A 24,976-nucleotide genomic window follows, 5' to 3' on the forward strand; every position below is an offset into this window, starting at 1 on the left:
AATGTTGTTATACTTGAAAAGTAATATTTGTAATTTTAACTTAATTTTTCTGTAATATAACGATTAAAAATTAAATAAGGGGGAGATTTTAGAATTGAAGAATAAGATTATTGATAATGCAATAACCTTATTTTCTGAAAAGGGATATTACGGTACTACACTTGATGATATTGCTAAAAGTGTAAACATCAAAAAAGCAAGTTTATATTATCATTACAGCAATAAAGAAGAGATTTATCGTAAAAGTGTAGAAAACTGTTTTAACTACTTTAAAACGTTTATACTCGAAAACAACAGTGATTCTAACTACTCAATTGATGGGCTTTACCAGTTTTTATTTGAATTTATATTTGATATCGATGAAAGGTATATCAGGTTATATGTCCAATTATCCAGTGCACCAGACGAGTTAACACCAGAGATTCACAATCATCTCAAAGAAGTCAATGAAGTGCTAGATAGTGAAATTATAAGATATTATGATCCCTCCGAAATGTCTATGGGTAAAGAAGATTTTCAAAATTTGATACTCCTTTTTTTAGAGAGTTGGTATTTGCGAGCATCCTTTTCACAGAAATTCGGGGTTATTGAAGAAAATAAGAATTGCTATAAAGACCAAGTATATTCTTTATTAAATGTGTTTGTAAAAAATAATTTTGGTAACTAGTGTGTAATAAATTTCTTGTTTTTACATGAAATTGCATTGCATATTTTTTTGAAATCAAAAAATAGTTGACAACATTTATGAAAATTGAGATTCTTAAAGTATAGTTTATAAAATTTGAATTTTATGCAATTTCTTAGAAAAGTGAATAATTCAAATGTAATAAGAATTATTCATAAAAATGATTTACTTATGTATATAATTTTTGGCAGATGCTAAAATTTACAATAATAAAAAATGATAGCTTGATCATAATTGTTAAATTCACTTATACAATTGTTGATAGCCTTTCAACATGAGAGATAGTTACTAATTAAATAGATATATATAATATTTTTAGCACCTACAGTGTAGTCGTTGTAGGTGCTTTTTATTATATTATGGAAAAATTATATTTAATAAGTGTTATTTAATTTAAAGAATGTAAAATGACAGTAAAAATTCTGTAATATAAATGAAATAATTAAAAGTTTATGATAACGTAGAAATTGTAAGATTTAAACTTTTGAAAGGGGTTACAGTAAAATGAAGAAAGTCACTTTATTAAGTAGTGCAGTATTAGCAGGTACGATTGCTTTATCAGGCTTAACAGGAGTCGCTAATGCAAGTGAATATCATCACGGCAATACAGCTACGTATAAAGAAAAAGTTGAATCATTAACAAAATTAAAAAAAGATGGGATTATCAGTAATAAAGAATTTAACACTAAAATGGGATATTTAAAAGAATTTGATAAACACGGACGTACGGATATGGGAGCAAGACCATATGCAGGTATAGCGCCAAGAGGTATGACTTCAAAGCAATATTCTGAATTAGAATATAATGTAGGTAATGCTAACGAAATGCCTGATTCAGTATTCAACAAAAGAGTAGATAAAGAAACACAAAAAATCGCAAATAAATATGGTAATACAATCTACGCACCACAAAAAACATATAAACCAAAATCAACTCAAACTCATCAAGGAAATCGTCCATATGCAGGTATACCACCAAAAGGAATGACAGAAGCACAATACGCTGAATTAGAGAAAAATGTCGGGGACACATCTAAAATGTCTAAAAAAGCATTTGAGAAAAAAGTAGATAAAGAAACACAAAAAATTGCAGACAAATATAATACTACAATTTATGCACCACAAAAAACGTTCAAACCACATAAATAATTGGAAGTAAAAGCATTCAATAAATAAAACTTAATTTAGTTAGCGTAACCATAGCGTATGATATTCAAGAAGTATTCCTTTACGTTGCTTCTTAATAAGATACGTTATGGTTTTTTGATATTTATAAAATTGAAAAATAAAAGGTCAAAATTACTTATATATAATAGAAGAAATGCGTTCAATTTACCTTTTCAAAAATAGAATTGAACACAAAAAAGGCAAGTTCTCGTAATAAGAACTTGCCTTAAAATAATTAGCGGAGGGAGAAGGATTTGAACCAACGCGAGCAAAAGCTCCTACCAATCACGAATGATTGGCCTCTTAAGCCAGACTTGAGTATCCCTCCAAAATCAGAACATTAATTATTATAGAACGCACAAAGCATTTTGTAAAGAGAAAGTATCATTTTCTTTAAATTTATGTAAATTCCATTCTCATACACCTATTAAATCCAATGTTTAATCAATCTAACCACACCGATGATACTATAATATATAACATCAAAAATAATATCCCAAATATACCAAAGCCAACAATTTTTGCGTTTTTTCTGTTCTTTTTTATTCTCAGAACGCATCCTAAGCCTCCAATGATTACAATTCTATAAATAAATATAACAATTGATCAAAGTCTTTTCAAAAACTTACGTTAAATTTCATTATGTTAGGGAAGAGAAAATAAAATGCCATCTTAGTTATCAAAGTGGCACATTTTTATGATTATACATATTTCTGTTCAAATCCTGATAATTTTAAAATGACCTTTATATTGCGTCATCAAAAATTGTCTTAATATTATTATTATGAAAATAAAATGAAAGCTTACGCTCACTACTTTTAAATACTACAATAAATTTCAATTTACCTCTTCACAAGCGTTATGATTTTTTATAATATATCACTCATGTTGATTTTTTAAAAATTAGAAAAAGGGAGTGAGCAATAATGAGAGAAAACAAAATGATGTTCATCGTATTTATGTTAGGAACATTTACTGTTGGTATGGCAGAATATGTAGTCACAGGTTTGCTAACACAAATAGCTAGTGATATGAAAGTTTCTATTTCAAGCGCTGGTTTATTAATTAGTGTTTATGCAATTAGTGTCGCTGTCATAGGACCATTTATGAGAATATTTACTTTAAAAGTACATGGTCATCGATTATTACCTATTTTAGTAGCCATATTCATTATAAGTAATTTAGTAGGAATGTTAGCACCTAATTTCAACGTATTATTATTATCAAGATTAATGTCAGCAGCAATGCACGCACCATTCTTTGGCGTATGTATGAGCGTAGCAGCTGCAGTTGCTCCTCCCGCAAAGAAACCACAAGCGATTGCATTAGTACAAGCTGGTCTAACCATTGCTGTCATGATAGGTGTGCCATTCGGATCATTCCTTGGTGGATTTGCCAATTGGAGAACTGTATTTGGTGTCATGATTGGTTTAGCTGTGATTACTATGCTTGGAATGATTAAATTTGTTCCAAAAGTTTCATTAAGCGCTGAAGCTAATATTGCTAATGAATTAAAAGTATTTAAAAATCCACATATTCTTATCGTTATTTCTATTATTGTATTTGGATATTCAGGCGTGTTCACTACGTATACATTTATGGAACCGATGATTCGAGATTTTTCACCATATAAAGTGGTAGGTCTTACAGTATGTCTATTTATGTTCGGATTAGGTGGGGTAATTGGAAATTTAGTCACAGGAAGTATTCCAGAACAAAAATTAACAAAGAATCTTTATCTCACATTTTTACTTTTATTCGTTGATAAAGTCCGTATAATTGTGTAAAAGTAAAAAGGCCATATAACAGTCCTTTTACGGTACAATGTTTTTAACGACAAAAACATACCCAGGAGGACTTTTACATGACCCAAGTACATTTTACACTGAAAAGCGAAGAGATTCAAAGCATTATTGAATATTCTGTAAAGGATGACGTTTCTAAAAATATTTTAACAACGGTATTTAATCAACTAATGGAAAATCAACGAACAGAATATATTCAAGCAAAAGAATATGAACGAACAGAAAACCGACAAAGTCAACGAAATGGCTATTATGAGCGCAGCTTTACGACACGTGTAGGCACGCTAGAATTAAAAGTACCCAGAACACGTGATGGCCATTTTTCACCCACAGTGTTTGAACGTTATCAACGAAACGAAAAAGCCCTCATGGCTTCAATGTTGGAAATGTATGTATCAGGCGTTTCAACTCGTAAAGTATCAAAAATTGTGGAAGAACTTTGTGGTAAATCCGTCTCTAAGTCCTTCGTTTCTAGCTTAACAGAACAGCTAGAACCTATGGTTAACGAGTGGCAGAATCGTTTATTATCAGAAAAAAATTATCCTTACTTAATGACCGATGTACTCTATATAAAAGTACGAGAAGAAAATCGAGTACTCTCAAAAAGCTGTCATATAGCGATTGGAATAACCAAAGATGGCGACCGTGAAATTATCGGCTTCATGATTCAAAGTGGCGAAAGCGAAGAGACCTGGACAACATTTTTTGAATACCTAAAAGAACGCGGTTTACAAGGTACGGAACTCGTTATTTCTGATGCGCACAAAGGATTAGTCTCTGCCATTAGAAAATCCTTCACCAACGTAAGTTGGCAAAGATGCCAAGTTCACTTCCTAAGAAATATCTTTACCACCATTCCTAAAAAAAATTCAAAATCTTTCAGAGAAGCTGTTAAAGGAATTTTTAAGTTCACAGATATTAACTTAGCGCGTGAGGCTAAAAATCGATTGATTCATGATTATATCGATCAACCAAAATATTCAAAAGCTTGCGCATCATTGGATGATGGATTCGAAGACGCCTTTCAATATACCGTACAAGGAAATTCCCACAATCGACTAAAGAGTACCAATCTAATTGAACGACTGAATCAAGAAGTACGCAGAAGAGAAAAGATTATTCGCATCTTCCCCAATCAAACATCAGCCAATCGCTTAATTGGAGCCGTTCTTATGGACCTACATGATGAATGGATTTATTCTTCAAGAAAATACATCAATTTTGATAAGTAGAAATGGTAAAAACATTGTATAGCATTTTACACAGGAGTCTGGACTTGACTGAGTTTATGGAAGAAGTTTTAATTGATGATAATATGGTTTTTGATATTGATAATTTAAAAGGATTTCTTAATGATACCAGTTCATTTGGGTTTATAGCTAAAGAAAATAATAAAATTATAGGATTTGCATATTGCTATACACTTTTAAGACCTGATGGAAAAACAATGTTTTATTTACACTCAATAGGAATGTTACCTAACTATCAAGACAAAGGTTATGGTTCAAAATTATTATCTTTTATTAAGGAATATTCTAAAGAGATTGGTTGTTCTGAAATGTTTTTAATAACTGATAAAGGTAATCCTAGAGCTTGCCATGTATATGAAAAATTAGGTGGTAAAAATGATTATAAAGATGAAATAGTATATGTATATGATTATGAAAAAGGTGATAAATAAATGAATATAGTTGAAAATGAAATATGTATAAGAACTTTAATAGATGATGATTTTCCTTTGATGTTAAAATGGTTAACTGATGAAAGAGTATTAGAATTTTATGGTGGTAGAGATAAAAAATATACATTAGAATCATTAAAAAAACATTATACAGAGCCTTGGGAAGATGAAGTTTTTAGAGTAATTATTGAATATAACAATGTTCCTATTGGATATGGACAAATATATAAAATGTATGATGAGTTATATACTGATTATCATTATCCAAAAACTGATGAGATAGTCTATGGTATGGATCAATTTATAGGAGAGCCAAATTATTGGAGTAAAGGAATTGGTACAAGATATATTAAATTGATTTTTGAATTTTTGAAAAAAGAAAGAAATGCTAATGCAGTTATTTTAGACCCTCATAAAAATAATCCAAGAGCAATAAGGGCATACCAAAAATCTGGTTTTAGAATTATTGAAGATTTGCCAGAACATGAATTACACGAGGGCAAAAAAGAAGATTGTTATTTAATGGAATATAGATATGATGATAATGCCACAAATGTTAAGGCAATGAAATATTTAATTGAGCATTACTTTGATAATTTCAAAGTAGATAGTATTGAAATAATCGGTAGTGGTTATGATAGTGTGGCATATTTAGTTAATAATGAATACATTTTTAAAACAAAATTTAGTACTAATAAGAAAAAAGGTTATGCAAAAGAAAAAGCAATATATAATTTTTTAAATACAAATTTAGAAACTAATGTAAAAATTCCTAATATTGAATATTCGTATATTAGTGATGAATTATCTATACTAGGTTATAAAGAAATTAAAGGAACTTTTTTAACACCAGAAATTTATTCTACTATGTCAGAAGAAGAACAAAATTTGTTAAAACGAGATATTGCCAGTTTTTTAAGACAAATGCACGGTTTAGATTATACAGATATTAGTGAATGTACTATTGATAATAAACAAAATGTATTAGAAGAGTATATATTGTTGCGTGAAACTATTTATAATGATTTAACTGATATAGAAAAAGATTATATAGAAAGTTTTATGGAAAGACTAAATGCAACAACAGTTTTTGAGGGTAAAAAGTGTTTATGCCATAATGATTTTAGTTGTAATCATCTATTGTTAGATGGCAATAATAGATTAACTGGAATAATTGATTTTGGAGATTCTGGAATTATAGATGAATATTGTGATTTTATATACTTACTTGAAGATAGTGAAGAAGAAATAGGAACAAATTTTGGAGAAGATATATTAAGAATGTATGGAAATATAGATATTGAGAAAGCAAAAGAATATCAAGATATAGTTGAAGAATATTATCCTATTGAAACTATTGTTTATGGAATTAAAAATATTAAACAGGAATTTATCGAAAATGGTAGAAAAGAAATTTATAAAAGGACTTATAAAGATTGATTATATAATATATGAAAAGCTATTATAAAAGACATTAGTATTAAATAGTTTAAAAAAATGAAAAATAATAAAGGAAGTGAGTCAAGTCCAGACTCCTGTGTAAAATGCTATACAATGTTTTTACCATTTCTACTTATCAAAATTGATGTATTTTCTTGAAGAATAAATCCATTCATCATGTAGGTCCATAAGAACGGCTCCAATTAAGCGATTGGCTGATGTTTGATTGGGGAAGATGCGAATAATCTTTTCTCTTCTGCGTACTTCTTGATTCAGTCGTTCAATTAGATTGGTACTCTTTAGTCGATTGTGGGAATTTCCTTGTACGGTATATTGAAAGGCGTCTTCGAATCCATCATCCAATGATGCGCAAGCTTTTGAATATTTTGGTTGATCGATATAATCATGAATCAATCGATTTTTAGCCTCACGCGCTAAGTTAATATCTGTGAACTTAAAAATTCCTTTAACAGCTTCTCTGAAAGATTTTGAATTTTTTTTAGGAATGGTGGTAAAGATATTTCTTAGGAAGTGAACTTGGCATCTTTGCCAACTTACGTTGGTGAAGGATTTTCTAATGGCAGAGACTAATCCTTTGTGCGCATCAGAAATAACGAGTTCCGTACCTTGTAAACCGCGTTCTTTTAGGTATTCAAAAAATGTTGTCCAGGTCTCTTCGCTTTCGCCACTTTGAATCATGAAGCCGATAATTTCACGGTCGCCATCTTTGGTTATTCCAATCGCTATATGACAGCTTTTTGAGAGTACTCGATTTTCTTCTCGTACTTTTATATAGAGTACATCGGTCATTAAGTAAGGATAATTTTTTTCTGATAATAAACGATTCTGCCACTCGTTAACCATAGGTTCTAGCTGTTCTGTTAAGCTAGAAACGAAGGACTTAGAGACGGATTTACCACAAAGTTCTTCCACAATTTTTGATACTTTACGAGTTGAAACGCCTGATACATACATTTCCAACATTGAAGCCATGAGGGCTTTTTCGTTTCGTTGATAACGTTCAAACACTGTGGGTGAAAAATGGCCATCACGTGTTCTGGGTACTTTTAATTCTAGCGTGCCTACACGTGTCGTAAAGCTGCGCTCATAATAGCCATTTCGTTGACTTTGTCGGTTTTCTGTTCGTTCATATTCTTTTGCTTGAATATATTCTGTTCGTTGATTTTCCATTAGTTGATTAAATACCGTTGTTAAAATATTTTTAGAAACGTCATCCTTTACAGAATATTCAATAATGCTTTGAATCTCTTCGCTTTTCAGTGTAAAATGTACTTGGGTCATGTAAAAGTCCTCCTGGGTATGTTTTTGTCGTTAAAAACATTGTACCGTAAAAGGACTGTTATATGGCCTTTTTACTTTTACACAATTATACGGACTTTATCTATTCGTTACAATTATTCTGTTTGTAACAGTTGTTCATTACGCGGTTTTAGCATTAATCATATGTTTTATGTTCGGTTTCGGAACATTTGGCACAACGCCATTGCTCAACAGCAAGATTATACTAAGTGCACACGAAGCACCTTTACTTGCCAGTACTTTAGCGGCGTCAGTGTTTAACGTGGCAAACTTCTTAGGTGCCATGATTGGTTCTATACTGCTATCTATTGGCTTACCTTATATTCAAATTACATTTATTTCTGGCGGGATTATCATATTAGGTATCATTCTTAACTTTGTTAATCATCTTTATGAAAGAAAGCACATCACATTTAGTAATTAAATAAATCATCATTCTGAAATAAGAATGTTTCTGTGAAAATGTAAGTTCAAAGCTAAAAATAGCATTAATAAAAAATGAGCTCCTTAAATGAAAGTTTTTAAAACAATCATTTTAGGAGCTCTTATAGTATGATTCACGTTCAAATATAAATATTTTGAACCATGTATATAACAATTATTTATGATCTCTCCAGAACTTTGAATAATTTTCTTTTTCCTTCATATTCAATGTAATCATTTCTTCAATTAGAGGATAATCAATTTCTTGATCCCATTTAATTCTTAATAAATTATCTGTTTGTGTATAACCAGCATCAGCGACACGTTGTTTAAAATGTTTTAAACAAGCAGCCTCTGGCATAATAGAAAAATGATGTTTCGCTTTACTAAATGCGATAATAAATGTGTCATTGTAAGTATACATAGGTTGATTCCATTTAACCACACGCTTCAATTCGGGAAAACGTGAATCAATCCACTCAAATAAGCCTTCCATTTTTTCACGATGGTCTGCAACTTCAATATCTTTTAAAAATGCTGTGAATTCTGACATGATATCTCCTTTATTTTACGACTTCAAAATTAACAACTTGAGGAATGTGACTTAAGTCATTATTAGATAAATAGTTGATTAATAACTGAGCCCCATCAATTTGAATATCTTTAACTACTGTTTTATCTGCATACATATCATAATTACCCCCACCAACCGCACGATAATTATTCACACAAATTGTATATGTTTTATTTTCATCCAAGGGTTGTCCATTTATACTCAATTCGCTCACACGTTCTCCATAAGGGCGACTCACATTAATTGTATAATGAACTCCTGCAAATATATCATAATTGAAATGCTGAGGTTTAGGCTCAAGGAAGTCTGCGCTCACACTTATTTTATTATCATGTAAATCAAAATAAGAGGCTGAACGTTCAATAGCTCGTTTAATATCATTACCACTCAGTTCAAGTACTTTGAATGTATTTGGAAAAGGATAGTTATTGATGATATCTCTCATAGTGATATCTGTATCAAATCCCTTAGCAGAATCAAATAGGGCAGTACATGCGATATCAGCCCCGCTACTTTCAAGTAAAATGTAGTTTAGTAAATTGATGAACGGATGAGGCTTAACTCTAGCTTCAAAAGCATTCTCAACACGCATCGAAGTAGGCAAAGTCGCCACTTTTTCATCTAACCAATTTTCTAAATGTGTACGTAGTTTTAAATCTTGGGGTTCAATTTCAAAGTTAGAATCATCTTCAACATTTAATAACGTACATGATTCAACTTGCATATCATTTTGACTTTCAATATTTAAAACAATTTTTCCGACTTTAGTGCCTCGTGTACCAGGTTGTATTACTGCTGTTTGGTTTTGAATCATAGCGATGTCACGGTGTTGGTGGCCTGTGATTAATACATCAATGTCGCTACTAAATAAACGTAAAATTTCTGAGGCTTCATTTTCACCAGTTTGAGCTTCAGTCGGTTCTTCAGTTTCTAAATCTCGTTCGAACCCACCATGGTAACTTACAACAACGATATCACTATGCTTTCGTAATTCTGGTAAATGCTTTTTTAAGGTTTCAACAGCACTTTCAAACGTTAAAGATTTAATGTATTCAGGCTGTTCCCAGTGAGGGATAAATTGTGTTGTTAAACCAATGACGCCAATGGTTACATCATTTTGATGTAAATAGGTAATTCCTTGGCCTGTAAAAGGTTTTCCATTTTCAAAAATGTTAGCACATAAAATGGGATAATCAAGCCGTTGAATCGTATCTTTTAAATAACTTAAGCCATAATTAAATTCATGGTTACCAATTGTTCCGAAACTAAATCCTAATCGGTTATAAATATCAGTTAATGGACGACTCGATTTTAGTTCCGAAACTAAATAATTGCACAGAGGGGAGCCTTGTAAAAAATCTCCATTATCAACTTTTATCGTGCCATCATAGTGCGTGCTGTCTTGTTCAATGAGATGATTCGCTTTTAATAAACCCATAGGTAACTCATTATGTCGATCTGAAAAATCAGTTGGAAAGATAAATCCGTGTACATCACTTACTACATAAAATGCTAATTGAGACATCTGCCTAAACCTCCATAAAAAAGACATTGATACACACATATTGTACCAATGCCCCTTAAAATATTACATATATTAATTAATACCACTTGTCTTTAATACTTTCTTTCCTTGTTTGATTCTAATATGTGCATCTTTAATATCTTCTGAGACTTTAGCGGTTAATGTCAATGTAGCTTCACCATGATGATCAGTCTTCACAGATTGTTTCTCACTATAACCTGGACTACTAAATTCTGAATCATTAGTAGAGAAGCTACCTATTTGTTTACCACCATCTTTATAAATTCCAACTGATAAGTCATCAACCGTACTATTTGAAGGATAACCTTTAAGTTTTATCTTAACTTGGAACGGATGATTAGGTTCAATGTCCTTTGGCAAAAGAAACTGAGCATCGCCCACCTTTTCATTATCAGATCCATGATGGTTATTACCGTTATCATTGTTATCAGAACCACTTTGTGTGCTACCATAACTGCCCGGCTTAAATGTTGAACGGTCGTACCATTTGTAACCTTTCTCAGGTTGAGACCAAGGTTCTTTTTGAGGTTCTGTAGAATTTTCTGGCTTTTCAAAGTTTAATAAAGGTGTTTTACTATCAAGTTTAACACCTGTCTCTTTCATAGATGAATGACTATCAGTTTTACCCATCCATGTCGTTAAATTTTTTAAAAGTGTGCCATTATCTTGTTCTTCAAAACCATCATATGTCTTTTTCGATTTACCATTATCTTCACGTTGATACTTAGGTGAACTATCTTCTACAAGTGATGTATCACCGATAAATGCTGCTTTCCCTTTACCTATTTTTGAAATAGCTACATACGGACCTTCTTTTATACCTCCGCCATTATAGATACCTTGATCAACAGCATGGGACCATTTCTGGTTATTAGACAAGTTATCAGGAAGATAGACAATGCCTTTAGCTTTATCTGGATCGGTAATTGCTAGAGTTGAACCTGAATGCATAGAAACGGAATGAACGTTTTCTGTAATACCAAAGCTATCTTTATTAGATACAATGTTTTTTGTATTCAAATCACCTAATGCGTTGTATCTAAAGCGTACGCCGAAGTTGTCAGATAGCCAGTCAGAACTTTTAACCCCTTGCATCGCTTTAGAGTTTTTCTCACCGTTATCCATATCTTTTGTCATATCTTGATAAGCACCACGACGATACCCATTCATCGATTCAGAAGAATCAATACGATTTAAATTTCTATCAGCATTGTAATGGTCTGAGATGAAAATGACACTACCTCCACGTTTAACAAAATTGACGATGGCTTGTTGTTCTTTTTCTTTAAATGGATTATTCGCTTCCGGAATAACTAAAATATGAGTATTTTTAAGCGTGCTATCATTAATATTTGCTTCACCATCTAATTCTTTTACATTATAGCCTTGTTGTTTCATTGAATCAGCATAATCTGAGAATGCGCCATCAATGACCCAATCAGCTGCACCAGCTGTTTGTTCATGAGAATTATCAAATAGTACATTTTGATTACTTTGATTTGAAGTTGAAGAAGAGGATTGTGTCGTTGCTTGTGCTGAGTGAATCGATGTTACTGAAATGGCAGTTGCTAATACAGTAGAACCTAGTATTTTAAATATTTTCATCTCTATCATTGACTCCTCACTATAATTTATACTTTTTAAAATTATAGTATATAAACTTAAAGTGCTGAATGAACTTAACGATTTCTTTACAAACTCTTATTGTTTATTATAAAAAATTTATAAATTTAATTGAAATTAAATACTCATTACTTATTAGATATGCTAATCTATAATTATAGGTTCAAAAATATACATATTACACCATTATAAATGTGAAGGGGACAGTTATTATAATGAAGAATTTGAAATTTTTAGTAGTACTTGTTTTATCGGTAGTTATTTTCGCGGCAGCCTGTGGGAACTCTAGCTCGTTAGACAATAATAAGAAAAGTTCAGATAGTAAATCTAGTTCAGACGGTTATAAACCAAAGGAATTAACAGTTCAATTCGTACCATCTCAAAATGCGGATAAATTAGAAGCAAAGGCGAAACCATTAGAAAAGTTATTATCTGACAAATTAGGTATTCCAGTAAAAGTATCAGTTTCAACAAACTACAATACAATTGTAGAAGCAATGAAATCTAAAAAAGTTGACGTAGGTTTCTTACCACCAACTGCTTATACATTAGCGCATGACCAAAAAGCAGCAGACTTATTACTTCAAGCACAACGTTTTGGTGTAAATAATGACGGTTCACCAAATAAAAAATTAGTCGATGATTATAAATCTGAAATCTTAGTTAAGAAAGATTCAAAAATTAAGAGCTTAAAAGATTTAAAAGGTAAAAAAATCGCACTTCAAGATGTAACTTCTACAGCAGGATACACATTCCCATTAGCTACACTTAAAAAAGAGACAGGTATCAATGCAACTAAAGATATGAAAATTGTAAACGTGAAAGGACACGATCAAGCAGTTATATCTCTATTAAACGGAGACGTTGATGCAGCAGCAGTATTCCAAGATGCACGTACGATAGTTAAAAAAGACCAACCAAACGTGTTCAAAGATACTAAAATTTTAAAACTTACTGAACCAATTCCAAACGATACAATTTCAGTACGTCCTGATATGGATAAGAAATTCCAAGAAAAACTTAAAAAAGCTTTCAAAGAAATCGCTAAATCTAAAAAAGGTCACAAAATCATCAGTGAAGTGTATTCACATGAAGGATATACAGATACAAAGGATTCTAACTTCGATATCGTAAGAAAATATGAAAAAGAAGTTCAAGACATGAAATAAAACAATTAAACGATAGGATGAATTGAATCAAAAACAGAAAAGCTAGGAGACTGAATGTAAAGATTGATTAATCGATTGTTCAGACTTCTTAGCTTTTCTTTTTAAAAGAAGGGTGTATGTTATGAGTCAAATTGAATTCAAGAATGTGAGCAAGGTATATCCAAATGGACATGTGGGATTAAAAGATATCAATTTAAATATTGAAAAGGGTGACTTCGCAGTAATTGTTGGGTTGTCAGGTGCAGGTAAATCAACATTATTGAGATCAGTCAATCGTTTGCATGATATTACTTCTGGTGACATTACGATTGAAGGGCAATCGATTACGAAAGCGCGTGGTAAAAAGTTATTAGAAATGCGACGTAATATTGGGATGATTTTTCAGCATTTCAATCTTGTTAAACGTTCTACCGTCTTAAGAAATGTATTAAGTGGAAGAGTAGGTTATCATCCGACATGGAAAATGGTTCTCGGTCTATTTCCTAAAGAAGATAAAATTAAAGCCATGAATGCATTAGAACGTGTAAATATTCTAGATAAATACGACCAACGTTCAGATCAACTTTCTGGTGGGCAACAACAACGTATTTCTATAGCACGTGCATTATGCCAAGAATCAGAAATTATCTTGGCCGATGAACCAGTGGCTTCATTAGATCCATTGACAACGAAACAAGTTATGGATGATTTAAAGAAAATTAATGAAGAATTAGGCATTACAATCTTAATTAATTTACACTTTGTAGATTTAGCACGAGAATATGGATCTAGAATTATCGGTTTAAGAGCCGGTGAACTCGTTTACGATGGACCAGCATATGAAGCGGATGAAGAAGTGTTCAATCATATTTACGGTCGTGCAATTAATGACGATGAAAAGTTAGGAGTGGAGTAATATGGCTACACCTACATCACCTACAAATAAATATGATCAATATTTAAATAAAAAGATGTCCCTTAAAACAAGCTTTTCAATTATATTAATTATTGCTTTGATTATCTGGAGTTTTATTTATACGGGGTTTAGTATAGGTGACTTAATGGTAGGTATTCCGCAAATTGGTTCATTCTTTGGCCAAATGGTGCCACCAGACTGGAGTTATCTTGACCAGATTACTAAACCGATGTTAGATACGATTCGAATGGCAATTGTAGGGACGTTTCTTGGGAGTATTGTATCTATACCAGTAGCGTTGTTATGTGCGAGTAATATTGTTCAAACAAAGTGGATTGCTATTCCAGCTCGTTTTATTCTGAATATCGTCCGTACAATACCAGACCTTCTCTTAGCAGCAGTATTCGTTGCTGTATTTGGTATTGGACAAATTCCAGGGGTATTAGCATTATTTATTCTCACTATCTGCATTATTGGAAAGCTATTATATGAATCTCTAGAAACAATCGACCCAGGTCCAATGGAGGCGATGACAGCTGTTGGTGCCAACAAAATAAAATGGATTGTATTTGGCGTTGTTCCTCAAGCAATTTCTTCATTTATGTCATATGTTTTATTTGCCTTTGAAATTAACATTCGTGCATCAGCTGTTTTAGGTTTAGTTGGTGCTGGAGGTATCGGATTATTCTATGATCAAACTTTAGGATTATTCCAATATAAGAAAACAGCAATGATTATTTTATTCACACTTGTCATCGTTGTCATTATCGACTTTGTGAGTTCGAAAGTGAGGGAGAAATTAGCATGAATGAACAAAAGTTTGAATTGAATTCAAAACGACATCGTCAAAAAATGATAAAGAATTGGATGATTGCTGTTGTAGTTGCGATTATCATTATTTGGGCCTTTGCGGGTATGCCTGCACTCGAACTAAAAAGTAAATCCATTGAAATACTAAAGTCAATTTTTTATGGTCTGTTTCACCCAGATTTAGGTTATATATACATACCTGCAGGTGAGGACTTATTAAGAGGTTTATTAGAAACATTTGCTATAGCTGTCATCGGTACTTTTATTGCTTCTATTATATGTATTCCATTTGCATTTTTAGGAGCAAGAAATATGGTTAAATTAAGACCAGTTACCGGGACAAGCAAATTTATCTTAAGTATTATCAGAGTTTTCCCAGAAATTGTGATGGCACTTATTTTTATTAAAGCTGTTGGACCAGGTTCTTTTTCAGGTGTATTAGCACTAGGGATTCATTCAGTAGGAATGTTAGGAAAATTATTTGTAGAAGATATTGAAAGTTTAGATTTTAGTGCCGTAGAATCATTAAAAGCAAGTGGTGCTAATAAAACTAAAACATTGATATTTGCTGTGATTCCACAAATTCTTCCGTCGTTTATATCATTGATTCTTTATCGTTTTGAGTTAAATTTACGTTCTGCCTCTATCTTAGGTTTAATTGGTGCTGGAGGTATAGGAACGCCACTAATCTTCGCGTTACAAACACGTTCATGGGATCGTGTAGGCATTATTCTAATAGGATTAGTGCTTATGGTGGCAATTGTTGACCTTATTTCCGGGGCAATACGTAAACGTATCGTGTGATTATCTATTTTAATGAGTATACTTACCGTCTTAAATGTTTCAAATTAGAGTTTTTAAATAGAGAGACTCACTTTTAAGACGCCCGGTATACTCTTTTTTTTATTTTCAGGAAAACAACACACCTATAAGGTATATAAGCATATGAGTTGAGTTGCATTGATTTAAGCGTTAATATGCATGTGCATACAAAATAAGGAAGGGGTTATATCAATGAACGTTTTAGTTATCGGCTCTAATGGAGCAGTTGGTAGAAAAGTGATTTCTCAAATGCATTTGAAGGCGTAGATAGCGTCATCTTTACAGCAGGCTCAGGTGGTAGCACTGGCGCAGATAAAACGTTGCTAGTTGATTTATTGGGTGCTAAAAAAGCCGTAGATTTCGCATTAAATCATAATGTGAAAAAGTTTGTTCAATTAAGTGCAACAGACAGTATTGAACCTGAAAAAGAATCAGATGTGATGAGACCTTATGCAGTTGCAAAACATTTTTCAGATCTTTACATTGAAAATTCAGGATTAAATTACACAATCGTTCATCCAGGCCCACTTCAAGATGATGAAGGAACTGGCAAAATTGAAGCTGAATTAAAAATTAACGGAGACCCAAATAGTTATACAATTCCACGTGAAGATGTTGCAACGGTATTAATTGAATCACTTCAAGAACCTTCAGTAGAAGGAAAAGACATTTTTATTCAATCAGGTCAAACTGAGATAAAAGATGCTTTGAAAAATATTGAATAAATGATATGCAGTTCAGAGGCTGAGACATAATTAAATGTTTCAGCCTTCTTTAACATATTGGCAGTAGATGTCTGAATTGAAAGTTCACTTATATCAAGCTTCTTTCAATCCTAGCCATCCTTGCCGGCGGGGCCCCAACACAGAGAATTTCTTTTTAAGAAATTCTACAAACAATGAAAGTTGGGAGAGGGACAACGAAAATAATTTTGCTAAATTATATTTCTGTCCCTCTCCCTGCTTTTTTATAGAAAATGGCTGGAATTGCTAAAAATATATGTGCCACAAACATTTCATGCTATAATTACAAAACATAATAAACTAATAAAATAACAATAGAAATAAATAGGTGAGTAGGCATAGTAGGCTTATCATTTCACACCTCAAGCGAGTCTTTCTAAAGACGCAGTAGAATTAACAGCAAGATGATTTGGAGAAGTATAAATGAAACAATTTTTGAAAATGAACAAACAGACCATCAGAGAAAATACACTAATTAGTCTCATTTTCATAATGAGTATATGCAATAAATGGACGCTCTTTTTAGCAATATTATTATCACTCATACTACTCAAAAGAGGCGTAATCGGCGTAATTCAACTTATATATCTATATATGATAAGAACTTTAATGAATTCGACTTTTGATCTTGGAGAAAGTACTGTTTTTATCACATATATGCAATACATTTTAATATATGTGATAGGAATATTTTTCCTTATTAGATATATTAAGAAATGGACGCGAAGTTATATTATGTTTAACTTTGCTTTTTCGTCAATGAATTTAATGTTGATTTATATTTTGATAAGTCTTGTTGTCTCGGACTATCCAATGATGTCTGTAATTAAAATTATTAATTACTTTATTCCTTTAACGATTATCGTACTATTAATATGTTTAATTAAAGATATTGAAGAACTTGTAATATGGACTGCACAACAAGTAAAGTTGCTAATTATCTTTTCCTTGTTACCCATCGTGTTGAAGCCAACAAATTATTTCATTAAGGGTGAGTCATTTCATGGCTTTTTGAGTGATTACAAAACCTTTGCGGTAGTTCTTTTAATGGGATTATTGATTCTTATCCTCTATATCCTGCGGGAATATGAAATAAATTTATTAAATTTATTTGTTGTATTAATTGCAATAATTGAACTTTATTTAACAGATTCTAAACTAGCATGGGTAACGCTAATGATAAGTCTCTTAATTATTTTATTACTTTTAAATTTAAAAAAGCGCTATAAATACCCGATGATTTTGGGAATTCTAATGCTAGCTATAACAAGTATTTTTCATCCTTTAGTTCACTCCTTAATGGTAAACTTCATTTTTAAAGGGAATTCAATAGAAAATGTACTTATGCCTAAAGATAATCAAATCAAAAATATTCAATATGCTTTTGAAACTCATCCATTTTTAGGTAGTGGATTCGGAATACCTATGCATCATGCGAATGGTTATCTAAAAAATTTAAACATTGAAGCGGGAAATATCATTTTTGAAGTTATTATTTTTACAGGTATGATTGGATTGACTTGCTATGTAATTTACATATTGAAAGTGATTCTTTTAGCTAGAAAACCTTTTAGAGTGACGATTGTATTGTTTATAGCAACGTTACTTGTTAATTGTGTAGAAATAATCATGTTCAAGTCTTTAAATGCCGGAGCCTTATGCTACATTCTGTGGGGGATTTATTTGAAAGATGGAATTCAAGATGAGAAGTATAACTTCAAGACGATATAAATAAGAAAATATTAAGAATGAAAATACATACACAACAGCTGGGAAGCACTTATCCGATTTTTAATGAAATAGTTTAAACAACAACTCAAAGCAAGCGTCAATAATCGACAAAATGGTCAGAGAAACGTCATATTTGAATATCATAAAGTGGCTTTAGAAACATATGTATTGATGACGAAGGACGTTAAAAGAAAAATGATTAGAAATTGATGCTTAAGTATTCTAACATTTGATAAATTTGATGATATGGTCATCCATTTTCCATAAATAAAGAGGTGTAAAGGCATGACAATTTATAACATTAACTTTGGCATTGGTTGGGCAAGTAGTGGCGTAGAATATGCACAAGCCTATCGAGCTAAATTGCTTCGCCAACTTCATTATCCAATAAAATTTGTGTTTCTAGACTTTATTCAATCTGAAAACATCCAAACACTAACGAGCAATATGGGTTTTAAAGATGAAGAAGTGATTTGGTTATATCAATATTTTACAGACATAAAAATTGCACCAACCACTTATACTGTTGATGATTTGATTTCAGAATTAGGTAATGATGTTTCGCGTCACGAGAGGAAAGGAAAAGTTTTAAGGCTTTATTTAAACAATGACCAAACTTTTGTGACATGTTATTTAAAAAATCCAGAAGAAAACTATGTCGATCGTGCTGAATTTGTCGTTAATGGCATGTTGATTCGTAAAGATTTTTATAGCTACGTTCGTACATTTTCAGAATACTATGCCCCTTTTGAGAAGAGAGCTAAACTTTATATGCGCCAGTTTTATAATGAAGATGGCTCGATTGTATATAACGAATATATCGACGATGATGCGCATGTATATGTGTTTGACGATGCACGTTTATATAGTAAAGAAGAATTCATCGCATATTTTATTCGAAAACTTCATTTATCTCATAACGATATTGTGATTATTGATCGTTCAACAGATGTTGGTCAGGCTATTTTGCAAAATAAGGGCAACAGTAAGGTAGGGATTGTGGTTCATGCCGAACACTACAGTGAAAATTCCACCGACAACTCCCATATTTTATGGAATAACTATTATGAGTATCAATTTGAAAACGCGAGACATATTGATTTCTTCATCACAGCTACAGATTTACAGAATAAAATTTTAACTCAACAGTTTAGAACGTACACACATGATGTTCCTCGCATTAGAACTATACCAGTGGGCAGTCTGCATACCTTAATGTATCCACAACATCCTAGATGTCCTTATTCAATCATGACTGCTTCACGGTTGGCGAGTGAAAAGCATGTGGATTGGATTGCAAAGGCAGTGATTAGGGCGAAATCACGTGTACCACATCTTCGTTTTGATATTTATGGTGAAGGTTCGGAAAGAAACAAAATTGAAAAGATGATCGAAGAATATGAAGCGCAGGATTATATACGTTTGAAAGGTCATACAAATCTGCAAGAGATCTACCATCAGTATGAATTATTCGTTTCAGCATCACAAAGTGAAGGGTTTGGGCTTACATTAATGGAAGCGGTTGGCTCAGGACTTGGGATGATTGGCTTTGATGTGAATTATGGAAGTCCTACGTTTATTCGACATAATGAGAACGGCTATCTCATACCGATCGATTTAGACTATGAAACAATCGATGAAGTCATCAATCGAATGGCTGATAAGATTGTTCAATTTTTTGAAAATGGCCCAAAACAGCCACACGAGATTTCATATAACATTGCAGAACCTTTCAAGACATCACATATTGTAGAACATTGGAGACAATTGATAGAAGAGGTGCTACATGATTAATTTATTTGAAAACTATGATAACAAGACACGTGAATTACATGACTCTCTTAAACTTGCAGGATATAATCACTTTACAATTGTGATGAATGACGATGGCTTTTTACCTGATGAAGTCACATCACCGTATCAATATTTTGCGACGTATCAAGTATATGAAGATGACAAGCCCGCTTTCTTCAATGACGTTGTCACGCCTGATTTCTGGGAAATTAAAGGTGACGGCACAATGGCCAAAATTATCGATATGGGTGAGTTAAGAGGAAAGATTTTCTATAGAAAGAACTTCAAAACGCGTGTGGTCAGCTTCGTTGAATGGTTAGATAAAAAACAACGTTTGCGTTCAGTCGATCATTATAATAAAGAAGGTTTTAAATTTGCAGAAACTGTCTATGATTTAGCTGGAACACCGATTTTTAAAAAATATATGAACCGAGAAGGTAAAGAAGTGATTTATGAAAACTTCGTTACCAAAGATTTTGTCGTGGATTATCAAGGAAAATCCTATTTCTTCGCATCTAAAAGGGAGTTCATCAAATTTTATCTTCAAGAGATTCATATTGATTTAGACCAAGTCATATTTAATAGTTTATCTACACCATTTTTAGCACTCTATGATTTACCAACGAAGGGTAAAGGTATTTTATTCTGGCAAGAACATTCTAAGAATCATGTCCCAGGAAATATGAGATTAATATTTAACAATAATACCGAAAGACAGTTCAATGTTATTATTCCTGAAAAGGATGAATATGAACATATCATAGACCATTTAAGTGAGGAAGAACGTAGATATGTTCATGCTTCGGGATACTTGTATCATAAGGAAAAAGATAATCAATATTCTAACAATATACTTACGCTGACGAATTCTGATCAAATCCCGCATTTAGAATATTTAGTAACCAAACATACGGATTATCAGTTCCATATTGCTGCAATTACTGAAATGTCTTCACGACTAATGGATTTAGGTGACTGCCCAAATGTCAAACTTTATCCTGCAATTAAACAAAATATGGTAAATCAGTTGTATGAATACTGTGATATTTATTTAGACATCAATGAAGGTGGAGAAATTTTAAATGCTGTTAGAAAAGCATTTGATCATCATATGTTAATTCTTGGGTATACTGAGACGGCGCATCATTTTAATGTAACGTCTCCTGACAATCAATGTTCGGTACAAGACGTTGAACAATTAAGTCAAATGCTTAAAGAAATAGATGAAAATAAAGACAGATTTAGCGAAAGATTAAATTCACAGCAAGTGCATGCGAATGAAATTTCTAAAGTAAACTTCAAATCAGTATTAGAAGAAGCGTTAAATTAAGTGATTTTATGCTGCGTATCTTACAATGTTGTAATTATGAGTGATATAACTTAAATTGAGCACAATGATGTGTTTAGATATAACTGAGGTGAAAAAAATGGAAAACTTTGATGAAAGATATAACGAAAAAGCAAATAATATTTTAGGAGCTTTAAGTTATTTAAGCGTCTTTTTTGCACCGGTGTTATTTCCACTTATCGTCTGGATTGTAGCTAAACGTCCTGCTTCAACATATTCAAGAAATGCATTGTTCAACCATATATTTACATGGGTTTTTACTGCGATAGGCTTTTTCAGTATAATGGTTGTCCCTACATTATTTGACGATGCACATGCTGGTCTAGGTATCACGATTGGTCTCATAGCTGCAGCGATTTTCTTTATTTGGGCTATTGTGCTGTTCTTAACAAATATTGTCAAAGGAATTAAGTTATTGATTATATAATGATTTAAGAGAGTTGGAGCTTTTGTTCTAACTCTCTTTTTTATAGAAATTAACAAGAAATGTGGCTAAAGAAACGAGCTTTTGGGACGCCGTTAATCGGTTTTCCAGAGCATAAAATACAAAGTTCCCAACCTCTTAATCATTTCTATTGTTTATTCGTAGAAGTCTTTTTATAAATGAATATAATTAAACCAAGGATAAGAGCGATAATTCCAGCCATAAAAGGAGAGTGAGACACGCTTTTACCTGTATCAGGAAGTGTCATCATTGATGCCGGTTGAGTCACATGCGTTGTTCTAGACTTAGAAGAATTTAAGTTATGTTCACTATTATGATTAACCGTAGAAACATTTACAGCACGATGTATGGATTCATCATTCAATGATGTTTGATTAAAATGACCCACCACTTGGTCATGATTTCTAGTTGAAGCCAATACTGAATGATTATACATAAAAAATATAGATGCCATCATTATCGCCATCGTACTAATAAAGAATTTGAAAAATTTATGAGTCAAACCCATCTCTCCTTAACATGAAAATCTGAACATCAGAGAAATATATTAAAAGTCTCCCAAGAAGTATTACTTTTAAAGCAAAACTTACAAACAATCAATATCCTCTATGCATAAGTTGAAGATACCATATACTATAAATAAACTCCTGTGTATGAGATATCAAATCCATGACAATGTTGTCACTTGTTAATTCATACATACAACAAAGCATATAATATGACATGATAGTATTAAATAGATAGTGAATCATATGATTGAAAACGTTTGTTATTTGATTCTAGCTCTAGGTGTTACAATATTCTAAAGAGGTGATAACGTTGGAAATTGTTTATCTTGCAGGCGGTTGTTTGTGGGGGACGCAAGCATTTTTCAAAACGATACCTGGCGTTGTGATGACGGAAGCAGGTAGAGCGAATGGTACTACAAATCATTTGGAAGAACCGTATGATGGATATGCTGAATGTGTGAAAGTAGAATTCAATCCACAACAAGTTACTATAAAAGATTTGATGGGGTACTTATTCGAAATCATTGATCCATATAGTTTGAATCGTCAAGGACCAGATATAGGAGAAAAGTATCGAACTGGATTATATAGTAAGGATCAATCGCATCTCGACGAAGCACAAGCATTTATCAATGATAGAAACGATGCGGACCGTATTATGGTAGAAGTAAAGCCATTAACGAATTATGTTAAAAGTGCTGAAGAACATCAAGATCATCTTTATAAATACCCTGAAGATCAGCATCTTTGTCATGTTCCTAAATCACTTTTAAATAAATATAAAAAGTAAATTTAACCCTCGTTGCAGTTTCGAGATGATTTAAAATACACAAATAGACATGAAAATTTCTTTAAATCACAAGTTTAAAATATAAAATAAGACTCCTCGCATGAGCGGGGAGTCTTATGTTTCAATTCTTATCTTTTAGATGAGAAAGTATCTAGTAAGCTTAAAGTAGCTAAGCCTAATAAGTCAAGTGCGTGTTGTGCACCTTTTTTGCCGTGACCAGCTTCAAAGTGTTTGTAAGCTGCAACACTTAATACTGAAATTGTAGCAAGTGAACCTAGGCGAGAGATGTTTTTATTTAAGAAACTTGCAGCGAATAATGCAGCTGCAGTTGCTTCAACACCACCTGCTAATTTAACTGAACTAGCTGGTAAACCAAATGTGTTTGTGAAAGTATCCACCATACCTTGGTCACCTTGTAATTTAGGTTTGCTTGCATTGTATAATTCTTTAGCAAGTTTTAAATTTGTAGCATAACGTAAAATCATAAAATATTTCCTCCTATTTATCTTCAAAATATTTATCTACTATAGGTTTAACTTTTTCCCCAAAAAGACGAATTGAATGCATCACACACTCATGAGGCATAGAACCTACCGGAGTATGAATCATAAAGCGGTTAATACCTAGAGTTTCGATGGTATCAATAATTTTTTGTGCCACTGTTTCAGGGCTTCCCAAGTAGATAGCACCATGACTGCCTATTTCTCTTTCGAAATAGTTTTCATCGAAAGATGGCCAACCTCGTTCTTTACCTAGTACATCTTGATGTGCCTTAAGTGAAGGGAAAAACTCACGTTTCGCTTGTTCATCTGTTTCTGCAACATAACCCCAAGAATGCACCCCAATAGGTAATTGCTCAGGATTATGTCCGTAAGATAATGCAACAGATTTATATATTTCAATATTACGTGCAAATCGTCTAGGATTTCCACCAATAATGGCATACGTAATTGGCAAGCCAAACGCGCCGGCTCTGAGTGATGATTCAGGTGTACCACCTGTGGCAATCCAAATTGGTAGTTCGCCATTTTCCACTCGTGGGTAAATGCCAGTCTCTTCTAAACTAGGTCTTAATTTACCTTCCCAACTTATGATTTCATGTTTGTTAATTTTAAGCAACATTTGAAGTTTTTCATTAAATAGCTCTTCATAGTCATTTAAATTATAACCGAATAACGGGAAAGATTCGATAAATGAACCTCGACCAATCATAATTTCAGCTCTACCATTAGATACAGCATCCAAAGTTGAGAATCTTTCATATACTCTGACCGGATCGTCTGAAGATAAGACGGTAACTGCAGAAGATAATTTGATATGTTGTGTTCTTGAAGCAGCTGCACCTAACACAGTGACAGGATCAGAAACTGCATAATCTTCACGGTGATGTTCACCTAAGCCATATACATCTAATCCAAGTTGATCTGCAAGTTCAATCTCTTCTACTATATCTCTTATACGTTGAGCATGACTTATTGATTCGTGTTTACCATCTGGCATGTAAATGGCACTATTTTCAGCAAATGATGTTAAACCCAATTCTACTTTCATCACTCACACCTCCTAGTATATTTTTTATACTAGGTATATATTAATCTTGCCCCACAATTTTGTCAATATAAAAGATTTAAACCATACAGAAACGAATGAATAGCA

The 24,976-nt window shown here is 32.3% G+C and carries 21 protein-coding genes, 1 tRNA gene and 4 pseudogenes; 18 read left to right on the plus strand and 8 right to left on the minus strand.

What is annotated here, in order from left to right; genetic code table 11:
- The first annotated feature begins 94 nt into the window (after positions 1-94).
- Complete coding sequence (locus tag JMUB898_RS00990) at positions 95-667, plus strand: TetR/AcrR family transcriptional regulator (RefSeq protein ID WP_002444719.1); 573 nt, start codon at positions 95-97, stop codon at positions 665-667.
- Between the two features lie 522 nt (positions 668-1,189).
- Positions 1,190-1,834 carry a hypothetical protein gene (locus tag JMUB898_RS00995; protein WP_002444715.1) on the plus strand — a complete coding sequence of 215 codons (645 nt, stop codon included), beginning with the start codon at positions 1,190-1,192 and terminating at the stop codon, positions 1,832-1,834.
- Between the two features lie 257 nt (positions 1,835-2,091).
- On the opposite strand, the gene JMUB898_RS01000 is transcribed toward JMUB898_RS00995, so the two are convergent.
- A tRNA-Thr gene (locus tag JMUB898_RS01000) sits at positions 2,092-2,180 on the minus strand.
- 598 nt (positions 2,181-2,778) lie between these two features.
- Here JMUB898_RS01000 and JMUB898_RS01005 point away from each other — a divergent pair.
- The 4 genes and pseudogenes from JMUB898_RS01005 to JMUB898_RS01025 all read left to right on the plus strand — a co-directional run.
- Positions 2,779-3,615: pseudogene (locus JMUB898_RS01005) on the plus strand (MFS transporter); the annotation flags it as partial.
- Between the two features lie 101 nt (positions 3,616-3,716).
- A complete protein-coding gene (locus JMUB898_RS01015) occupies positions 3,717-4,889 on the plus strand; it encodes an IS256-like element IS256 family transposase (RefSeq protein ID WP_000195429.1) in 1,173 nt (390 codons plus the stop codon).
- A gap of 44 nt (positions 4,890-4,933) precedes the next feature.
- Entirely contained in the window at positions 4,934-5,338 is a 405-nt protein-coding gene (locus JMUB898_RS01020) for a GNAT family N-acetyltransferase (RefSeq protein WP_000134308.1), read from the plus strand.
- A complete protein-coding gene (locus tag JMUB898_RS01025) occupies positions 5,339-6,778 on the plus strand; it encodes a bifunctional aminoglycoside N-acetyltransferase AAC(6')-Ie/aminoglycoside O-phosphotransferase APH(2'')-Ia (RefSeq protein WP_001028144.1) in 1,440 nt (479 codons plus the stop codon).
- A gap of 129 nt (positions 6,779-6,907) precedes the next feature.
- Here JMUB898_RS01025 and JMUB898_RS01030 read toward each other — a convergent pair whose 3' ends face one another.
- On the minus strand, positions 6,908-8,080 hold the full coding sequence (locus tag JMUB898_RS01030) for an IS256-like element IS256 family transposase (protein ID WP_000195429.1): 1,173 nt from the start codon (positions 8,078-8,080) through the stop codon (positions 6,908-6,910).
- Between the two features lie 94 nt (positions 8,081-8,174).
- On the opposite strand from JMUB898_RS01030, the pseudogene JMUB898_RS01040 reads away from it, so the two are divergent.
- A pseudogene (locus tag JMUB898_RS01040) lies at positions 8,175-8,522 on the plus strand (MFS transporter); the annotation flags it as partial.
- Positions 8,523-8,696: 174 nt separating this feature from the next.
- Here JMUB898_RS01040 and JMUB898_RS01045 read toward each other — a convergent pair.
- The 3 genes from JMUB898_RS01045 to JMUB898_RS01055 form a co-directional block, all read right to left on the minus strand.
- Positions 8,697-9,074, minus strand: a complete 378-nt coding sequence (locus tag JMUB898_RS01045; RefSeq protein WP_002444709.1) for an iron chaperone — start codon at positions 9,072-9,074, stop codon at positions 8,697-8,699.
- A 10-nt stretch (positions 9,075-9,084) separates the two neighbouring features.
- A complete protein-coding gene (locus JMUB898_RS01050) occupies positions 9,085-10,620 on the minus strand; it encodes a bifunctional metallophosphatase/5'-nucleotidase (RefSeq protein ID WP_037541751.1) in 1,536 nt (511 codons plus the stop codon).
- Between the two features lie 72 nt (positions 10,621-10,692).
- On the minus strand, positions 10,693-12,246 hold the full coding sequence (locus JMUB898_RS01055; RefSeq protein ID WP_037541750.1) for a Gldg family protein: 1,554 nt from the start codon (positions 12,244-12,246) through the stop codon (positions 10,693-10,695).
- A gap of 233 nt (positions 12,247-12,479) precedes the next feature.
- Between JMUB898_RS01055 and JMUB898_RS01060 the strand changes: the two genes are divergently transcribed.
- The 10 genes and pseudogenes from JMUB898_RS01060 (at position 12,480) to JMUB898_RS01110 (ending at position 22,003) form a co-directional block, all read left to right on the plus strand.
- Entirely contained in the window at positions 12,480-13,433 is a 954-nt protein-coding gene (locus tag JMUB898_RS01060) for a phosphate/phosphite/phosphonate ABC transporter substrate-binding protein (RefSeq protein WP_037541749.1), read from the plus strand.
- 121 nt (positions 13,434-13,554) lie between these two features.
- Complete coding sequence (gene phnC / locus JMUB898_RS01065; RefSeq protein WP_002444702.1) at positions 13,555-14,328, plus strand: phosphonate ABC transporter ATP-binding protein; 774 nt, start codon at positions 13,555-13,557, stop codon at positions 14,326-14,328.
- Position 14,329: 1 nt separating this feature from the next.
- Positions 14,330-15,136, plus strand: a complete 807-nt coding sequence (phnE, locus tag JMUB898_RS01070; RefSeq protein ID WP_002444699.1) for a phosphonate ABC transporter, permease protein PhnE — start codon at positions 14,330-14,332, stop codon at positions 15,134-15,136.
- Complete coding sequence (phnE, locus tag JMUB898_RS01075; RefSeq protein ID WP_002444697.1) at positions 15,133-15,942, plus strand: phosphonate ABC transporter, permease protein PhnE; 810 nt, start codon at positions 15,133-15,135, stop codon at positions 15,940-15,942. Before phnE (JMUB898_RS01070) ends, phnE (JMUB898_RS01075) begins: the two co-directional genes overlap by 4 nt.
- 266 nt (positions 15,943-16,208) lie before the next feature.
- Positions 16,209-16,685: pseudogene (locus JMUB898_RS01080) on the plus strand (NAD(P)H-binding protein); the annotation flags it as partial.
- A gap of 834 nt (positions 16,686-17,519) precedes the next feature.
- Positions 17,520-18,434 (plus strand): hypothetical protein, encoded by a 915-nt coding sequence (locus tag JMUB898_RS12740; RefSeq protein ID WP_232019003.1) that lies wholly within the window; start codon positions 17,520-17,522, stop codon positions 18,432-18,434.
- A 78-nt stretch (positions 18,435-18,512) separates the two neighbouring features.
- Positions 18,513-18,644 (plus strand): annotated as a pseudogene (locus tag JMUB898_RS01095) (hypothetical protein); the annotation flags it as partial.
- A gap of 75 nt (positions 18,645-18,719) precedes the next feature.
- Positions 18,720-20,228 carry an accessory Sec system glycosyltransferase GtfA gene (gene gtfA / locus JMUB898_RS01100; protein WP_002444691.1) on the plus strand — a complete coding sequence of 503 codons (1,509 nt, stop codon included), beginning with the start codon at positions 18,720-18,722 and terminating at the stop codon, positions 20,226-20,228.
- Positions 20,221-21,558 (plus strand): accessory Sec system glycosylation chaperone GtfB, encoded by a 1,338-nt coding sequence (gtfB, locus tag JMUB898_RS01105; protein ID WP_002444689.1) that lies wholly within the window; start codon positions 20,221-20,223, stop codon positions 21,556-21,558. The genes gtfA and gtfB overlap by 8 nt, the downstream gene beginning before the upstream one ends.
- Before the next feature lie 97 nt (positions 21,559-21,655).
- Positions 21,656-22,003 carry a membrane protein gene (locus JMUB898_RS01110; protein ID WP_037541747.1) on the plus strand — a complete coding sequence of 116 codons (348 nt, stop codon included), beginning with the start codon at positions 21,656-21,658 and terminating at the stop codon, positions 22,001-22,003.
- Positions 22,004-22,148: 145 nt separating this feature from the next.
- Here JMUB898_RS01110 and JMUB898_RS01115 read toward each other — a convergent pair whose 3' ends face one another.
- Positions 22,149-22,523: an LPXTG cell wall anchor domain-containing protein gene (locus JMUB898_RS01115; protein ID WP_037541746.1), complete on the minus strand. Its 375-nt coding sequence runs from the start codon at positions 22,521-22,523 to the stop codon at positions 22,149-22,151.
- 317 nt (positions 22,524-22,840) lie between these two features.
- Here JMUB898_RS01115 and JMUB898_RS01120 point away from each other — a divergent pair, with 317 nt between their 5' ends.
- Positions 22,841-23,320 carry a peptide-methionine (S)-S-oxide reductase gene (locus JMUB898_RS01120; RefSeq protein WP_095323434.1) on the plus strand — a complete coding sequence of 160 codons (480 nt, stop codon included), beginning with the start codon at positions 22,841-22,843 and terminating at the stop codon, positions 23,318-23,320.
- Positions 23,321-23,448: 128 nt separating this feature from the next.
- Here JMUB898_RS01120 and JMUB898_RS01125 read toward each other — a convergent pair whose 3' ends face one another.
- Both JMUB898_RS01125 and JMUB898_RS01130 read right to left on the minus strand, forming a co-directional pair.
- Positions 23,449-23,805 (minus strand): hypothetical protein, encoded by a 357-nt coding sequence (locus JMUB898_RS01125; protein WP_002444682.1) that lies wholly within the window; start codon positions 23,803-23,805, stop codon positions 23,449-23,451.
- Between the two features lie 13 nt (positions 23,806-23,818).
- Entirely contained in the window at positions 23,819-24,871 is a 1,053-nt protein-coding gene (locus tag JMUB898_RS01130) for an LLM class flavin-dependent oxidoreductase (protein WP_002444680.1), read from the minus strand.
- Positions 24,872-24,976: the final 105 nt, after the last annotated feature.

Origin of the sequence: Staphylococcus caprae (assembly GCF_003966625.1) — a bacterium.
Lineage (GTDB): Bacteria > Bacillota > Bacilli > Staphylococcales > Staphylococcaceae > Staphylococcus > Staphylococcus caprae.

Excerpts from the sequence above, each read along its gene's own strand:
- JMUB898_RS00995 (WP_002444715.1), top strand. The coding sequence starts at position 1,190 with ATGAAGAAAGTCACTTTATTAAGTAGTGCAGTATTAGCAGGTACGATT.
- JMUB898_RS01015 (WP_000195429.1), top strand. The coding sequence starts at position 3,717 with ATGACCCAAGTACATTTTACACTGAAAAGCGAAGAGATTCAAAGCATT.
- JMUB898_RS01025 (WP_001028144.1), top strand. The coding sequence starts at position 5,339 with ATGAATATAGTTGAAAATGAAATATGTATAAGAACTTTAATAGATGAT.
- JMUB898_RS01030 (WP_000195429.1), bottom strand. The coding sequence starts at position 8,080 with ATGACCCAAGTACATTTTACACTGAAAAGCGAAGAGATTCAAAGCATT.
- JMUB898_RS01045 (WP_002444709.1), bottom strand. The coding sequence starts at position 9,074 with ATGTCAGAATTCACAGCATTTTTAAAAGATATTGAAGTTGCAGACCAT.
- JMUB898_RS01050 (WP_037541751.1), bottom strand. The coding sequence starts at position 10,620 with ATGTCTCAATTAGCATTTTATGTAGTAAGTGATGTACACGGATTTATC.
- JMUB898_RS01055 (WP_037541750.1), bottom strand. The coding sequence starts at position 12,246 with ATGAAAATATTTAAAATACTAGGTTCTACTGTATTAGCAACTGCCATT.
- JMUB898_RS01060 (WP_037541749.1), top strand. The coding sequence starts at position 12,480 with ATGAAGAATTTGAAATTTTTAGTAGTACTTGTTTTATCGGTAGTTATT.
- phnC (WP_002444702.1), top strand. The coding sequence starts at position 13,555 with ATGAGTCAAATTGAATTCAAGAATGTGAGCAAGGTATATCCAAATGGA.
- phnE (WP_002444699.1), top strand. The coding sequence starts at position 14,330 with ATGGCTACACCTACATCACCTACAAATAAATATGATCAATATTTAAAT.
- phnE (WP_002444697.1), top strand. The coding sequence starts at position 15,133 with ATGAATGAACAAAAGTTTGAATTGAATTCAAAACGACATCGTCAAAAA.
- JMUB898_RS12740 (WP_232019003.1), top strand. The coding sequence starts at position 17,520 with ATGTCTGTAATTAAAATTATTAATTACTTTATTCCTTTAACGATTATC.
- gtfA (WP_002444691.1), top strand. The coding sequence starts at position 18,720 with ATGACAATTTATAACATTAACTTTGGCATTGGTTGGGCAAGTAGTGGC.
- gtfB (WP_002444689.1), top strand. The coding sequence starts at position 20,221 with ATGATTAATTTATTTGAAAACTATGATAACAAGACACGTGAATTACAT.
- JMUB898_RS01110 (WP_037541747.1), top strand. The coding sequence starts at position 21,656 with ATGGAAAACTTTGATGAAAGATATAACGAAAAAGCAAATAATATTTTA.
- JMUB898_RS01125 (WP_002444682.1), bottom strand. The coding sequence starts at position 23,805 with ATGATTTTACGTTATGCTACAAATTTAAAACTTGCTAAAGAATTATAC.
- JMUB898_RS01130 (WP_002444680.1), bottom strand. The coding sequence starts at position 24,871 with ATGAAAGTAGAATTGGGTTTAACATCATTTGCTGAAAATAGTGCCATT.